Genomic DNA, 4,490 nt, shown 5'->3' on the forward strand with positions numbered 1-4,490 from the left:
CCGGAGACCACCGCGGTGCTGATGGTCGCGGTCGCCGAGGAACCGGCCACGACGGTGCCCGAGTTGGGGTTCACGCCGACCGAGAAGTCGTTCACCGGCTGGGTGTTGCTGGTGAACGGGGCGAAGATCTTGGTGAAGTCCCAGGTGTTCTGGGCGATTCCGGAGCAGTCGTCACGGGCGGCGGCGCCGGCGCAGCTGCCGTTGTCGCGCTGCAGCGCCCAGAAGGACAGCGTGTTGATGCCCTTCGAGACCGCCCAGTTGTAGACGGTGGTGGCGTTGGCGAGGGTGAAGGTCTCCGCCGGGCCGAAGTCGTCGACGCCGATCATCTCGGTGATGCCGATCGAACCCCACAGCTGCGCCGGGGTCTTGGTCGGGTAGAGCTTCGCCAGCTGGTTGTACAGGCCGGTGGCGGAGGTCTGGGTGTCGGCCGCCATGTCGTGGGCGGCGTTGTCGTAGTAGTCGAACGTCATCATGTTGACGACGTCGATCTTGGCGTTGTTGGTGACGGCGTTCTTCAGCACCGCGAGTCCGCTGGCGGCGAGTCCGCTGGTGGTGGTCGGCAGCGTGTAGGAGAACTGGATCTGCCGGCCGTTGGCGGCGGCCCAGTCCTGGACCAGCTTGATCGCCTTGTTGCGGCGGTCGACACCGGCCGAGTTGTCCAGCGAGTCGACCTCGATGTCGAGGTCGATCCGGCTGATCTCGTACGTGGTGATGAGGTTCTCGTACGCGGCGGCGATCTGGTTGACGTCGGTGCAGCTGTCGGCCAGTTCGGTGCCGGTGGTGTCGGCGGTGTAGCCGCCGAACGACGGGATGACGTCGCCGCCGTTGGCACGGATCCTGGCGAAGTCGGCGCCGAACGAGGACTGCGCGACGGGCAGCGAGGTGTCGCCGTTCCAGTACGGCGTGCAGGAGCCCTTGGTGGCGGTCTGCAGGAACGCCATCGTCAGGTACTTGGCGCCGGACTGCGCGGCCAGCGTGGCCGGGCTCTCGCCGGTCCAGGCCTCGAAGTAGGGGGCGAACACCCGGGTGGGGAGCGGGGTCGCCGCCGCCGTGACCTCGGCGGTGGCCGGGCCGGTCGGCGCCGCGCCCGCCGACGTCGCACCGGCGACCAGGCCGGCGGACGCGACGAGCGTGACACAGGCCGTCAGGGCGGCCTTGAGTGTTCTGGGTAGACGCATGGGTTCTCCAACAGACGTGGTGGGGCAGGACGTTGGTGAAGCGTGCGGGACTGTGCCGCGGCGTCCGGGACGGACGCGCGGGGTGGACGTGCCGGGCCGGGAGAGGAGCTTTTCGGCCGTACGGCGGGCGGTGCTCGGGGGTGTGCAAACCCCAAGGACGCAGGGCACGGCGGACGGCGTGCGCGGACGCGCGCATGGGCCGTGACGGGGCCTGGGGGCGGAGCGGAGCAGGGCAGCGCCTCAGCCGCCGGTGGTCACACCCCCACAGTGCATCCCGGTCGGATCGACATGCCTATGGTTGGACTAGACCACTCGTCTGTCAAGAGTCCTAACAGTTCGTCGGCGAAGGGGTGAGGTTGGCCGAGGAAAGGTCAACCGTCGAACAATCCGGTTGTGACCGGCGCGGGCGCTCCGACATCATCGGAGTCATGCGAGACCTCGACTGGAAGCTCGACAGAGAGGGCGGCTGCCGCCCGCACGGGTGAGCCCCCGGCTCCCGGGTCCCCGTCCGCCGCCTCCGGTGGCCGACGGCCGGACCGTGTCCGTTCGCCTCGCCGCTCGTCCGCCGCCGGTCCGTCCTCCGGTCCGTCGGCGGGCCCGAACACCTTTTGCGCCGTGACGCCCTCGCATTGTGACGCCCTCGCGTTGTGATGACCGCTCGCCGTGACGACCGCTCGCCGTCACGACCGCCCCGGTCGGGCCGGGTTCCGGTCCGTCGGGGCACCGGTCGGCGCGCGCGGTGCGTCCGTCGCCCCGTTGTTCGTTCCACCTGTACGCGTCCGTCCGCGGGTGCGCCGCTCCGCCGGCCTTCCCGCGCAGACGCTCATGTCCGTACGCCCGCCCACCCCTGGAGAGGAGGAACCATGGACTTCATCTCGTCCGACGACAAGGACACCGCCTGGAGTGCCGTCTGAGCCGGCGGCAGGTGTGTGCCGTGGCCGCGCGGGTGGTCGTCGCGCGCGGCCACGGCGGGCCCGGCGCTCAGGACACCGGGCCGATCGGGACCTGTCGGGCCTGGCTCAGACCGACGGGCAGAGAACGGTGCGCAGCGCGTCGAGGATTTTTTCCGCCTTCTCGGCCCCGAAACCCTGGGGATGGGCGGGATCCGTGAAGCGCTGGTCGGCCAGCTCGATCAACTTGGCCCGGTCCTTCGGGAACTGGTACATCGCCTGGCACTGGTTGCGGGCCCGGTCGACGGCCTGCTCGGGCTTTCCGCCGACGATCGCCGGATCGATCGCGTCCAGGGCGGCCACCAGCTGCGCCGTGACATCGGCGGCGGGCTTTGTCGGCAGTCCCGCGTCGGCGGGCGGTGCCGGCTTCGGCGCGGCCGGGGGCTCGGCCGGCGGCTTGTTGGGGTCGGCCGGGGCCGGGGAGTCGGCGGGTGCGCCGGTGGCCGGTGCGGGACCGGTGGCTGCCGGGGCGGGCGGGTTCGCGGTCGCGGACCCGGTCGCCCCGGCGGTCGTTCCGGTGCTCGCCCCGGCGGTCGTTCCAGCGGTGGTTCCGGCCGAGCTGCCGGCCGTCCCGCCGGGGGTGGACCCCGCGGTGCTGCCGGCCGTGCCGGCGGCTCCCGTGCCGGGCGTGTCGGTGGCTCCCGGGGCGGGCCCGGATTCGGTCGCGGTGGCCGAAACGCCGGGGGAGCCGGGGGCCGTGGTGCCGGCCGCGGTGGTGCCGGAGCCCGAGCCGGAGCTGGAGCACGCGGCGAGGCTCACCGCGGCGAATGCCGTGAGGGTGGCGGCGAGAAGGCGAGTGCGCATGCCGTCACACTGTCATGTTCGCGCCGTTCAAGGGAAGATCTGCCGAACCCGGGATCGACGCCCCGCCCTCTCCGTAGCCGGCCCCGGCCCCGGAGCCGGCGCCGGAGCCGGAGCCGGAGCCGGAAGGCGGAAGCCGCCGCGGGGCGGGACCATCCTCCCGACCGGTCCCGCCCCGCGGCGGCTTCCCTCCGACCCGGAGGTCAGGACAGTCCGCTGCTCTTCAGCCAGTCCTTGGCCACCGCCGACGGGTCCTCCTTGTCCACCGCGACCTTCTTCATCAGCGCCAGCAGCCCCGCCGTGTCCAGCTTGGCCGACACCGCGTTGAGCGCACCGGTCGTCGTCGCGTCCACCTTGGCCTTGTTGACCAGCGGGGTGACGTTCTGGGCGCCGAACAGGTTCTTCGGGTCGGCGAGCGGGACGAGCTTCAGCTGGGTGATCTTCGGATCGGTGGAGAAGACGTTGCCGACCTGGATCGAGCCGTCCTTGACGGCGTTGGCCGTGGTCTCGCCGGTCGACTTCCACTCCTTGAACGTCAGGCCGTAGACGTCCTTCAGCGGCTGCTCCTGCCGCGACTTGAACTCCGGCGGGCCGCCGATGGTGAACTCGCCCGCCTTGGCGGCCAGGTCCGCGATGGTCTTGAGCCCGAGCTTGTCGGCGCTCTCCTGGCTGATGCTCAGGGTGTCCTTGTCCTCGGCGGGGGAGGACTCCAGGATCCCGAGCGAGGCGGGCAGCGTCTTCGTCAGCTCGGCATTGACCGCCGCCGCGGTCGGGTCGGCCGACTTGCCGCCCAGGTAGGCGAGCAGTGCGCCGTTGTACTCGGGCAGGACGGAGAGGCTGCCGCTCTGCAGCTGCCCGTAGAGCACCTCGCGGCTGCCGATGTTGAACTTCTCCTCGACCTTCACGCCCTTGGCCCGGAGCGCCTGGGCGTAGATCGAGCCGAGCAGCACGTTCTCGGGGAAGTTCGCGGAACCGACCACGACCGTCCCACCGGGGGCGGGGGCCGCGGAGGTGCCGGCGCCGCCGGCCGCCGAGGTCGATGCGCCGCCGCCCAGCGGGTCGCCGCCGGAGGAGGAGCAGGCGGTCGCGGCGAGGGCGAGCGCGGCCAGGGCCGCCACGGCGGCGGTCCGGCGCACCGGACCCGCTCCGGCCGGCTTCGGGGCGGTGGAGCCGTTCAGCGGGATGAATGTCGACATGGTGACAGGTGTCCTCTCGGGGTGGTCAACTCGGGAAGGGCAAGCCGGGAGCGGGAACGGAAGCGGAGTGAAGTGAAGTGAGGGGAGGGCGGTGGGGGCCGGGGCGGGGGCCGGAAGCACGGTGGCCGGGACGCCGGCCCGCGCGGTCACGACGACCGGCGGTCCGCGGCCCGCTGCTGCGCCCGCAACCCGGGCGGGAGCGCGTACCGGGCCAGCAGGGCGAAGAACGCCTGGGCCGCGACGGCCAGCAGGACGACCAGCAGTGCGCCGCCGACCGTCGCCGCGTAGTCCCGGGTGGCCAGCCCGTCGACGACGTACCGGCCGAGGCCGCCGAGCCCGACGTACGCGGCCACCGTCGCGGTCGC

Annotated in this window: 3 protein-coding genes and 1 pseudogene; all 4 read right to left on the reverse strand. The window is 72.3% G+C overall.

Features of this window, described 5'->3' with window-relative positions:
* Positions 1-1,178 (reverse strand): chitinase (locus tag VR45_RS21975; RefSeq protein WP_045941522.1); only part of this gene is annotated, 1,178 nt, incomplete at its 3' end.
* A 1,019-nt stretch (positions 1,179-2,197) separates the two neighbouring features.
* Positions 2,198-2,932 (reverse strand): hypothetical protein, encoded by a 735-nt coding sequence (locus tag VR45_RS44380; RefSeq protein WP_052709274.1) that lies wholly within the window; start codon positions 2,930-2,932, stop codon positions 2,198-2,200.
* A gap of 200 nt (positions 2,933-3,132) precedes the next feature.
* Positions 3,133-4,125: an ABC transporter substrate-binding protein gene (locus VR45_RS21985; RefSeq protein ID WP_078896729.1), complete on the reverse strand. Its 993-nt coding sequence runs from the start codon at positions 4,123-4,125 to the stop codon at positions 3,133-3,135.
* Positions 4,126-4,271: 146 nt separating this feature from the next.
* Positions 4,272-4,490, reverse strand: a pseudogene (locus VR45_RS21990) (ABC transporter permease); the annotation flags it as partial.

The organism is Streptomyces sp. NRRL S-495, from assembly GCF_000966955.1.
Lineage (GTDB): Bacteria > Actinomycetota > Actinomycetes > Streptomycetales > Streptomycetaceae > Kitasatospora > Kitasatospora purpeofusca.

Coding starts and splice junctions, on each gene's coding strand:
- VR45_RS44380 (WP_052709274.1), bottom strand. CDS start 2,932: ATGCGCACTCGCCTTCTCGCCGCCACCCTCACGGCATTCGCCGCGGTG.
- VR45_RS21985 (WP_078896729.1), bottom strand. CDS start 4,125: ATGTCGACATTCATCCCGCTGAACGGCTCCACCGCCCCGAAGCCGGCC.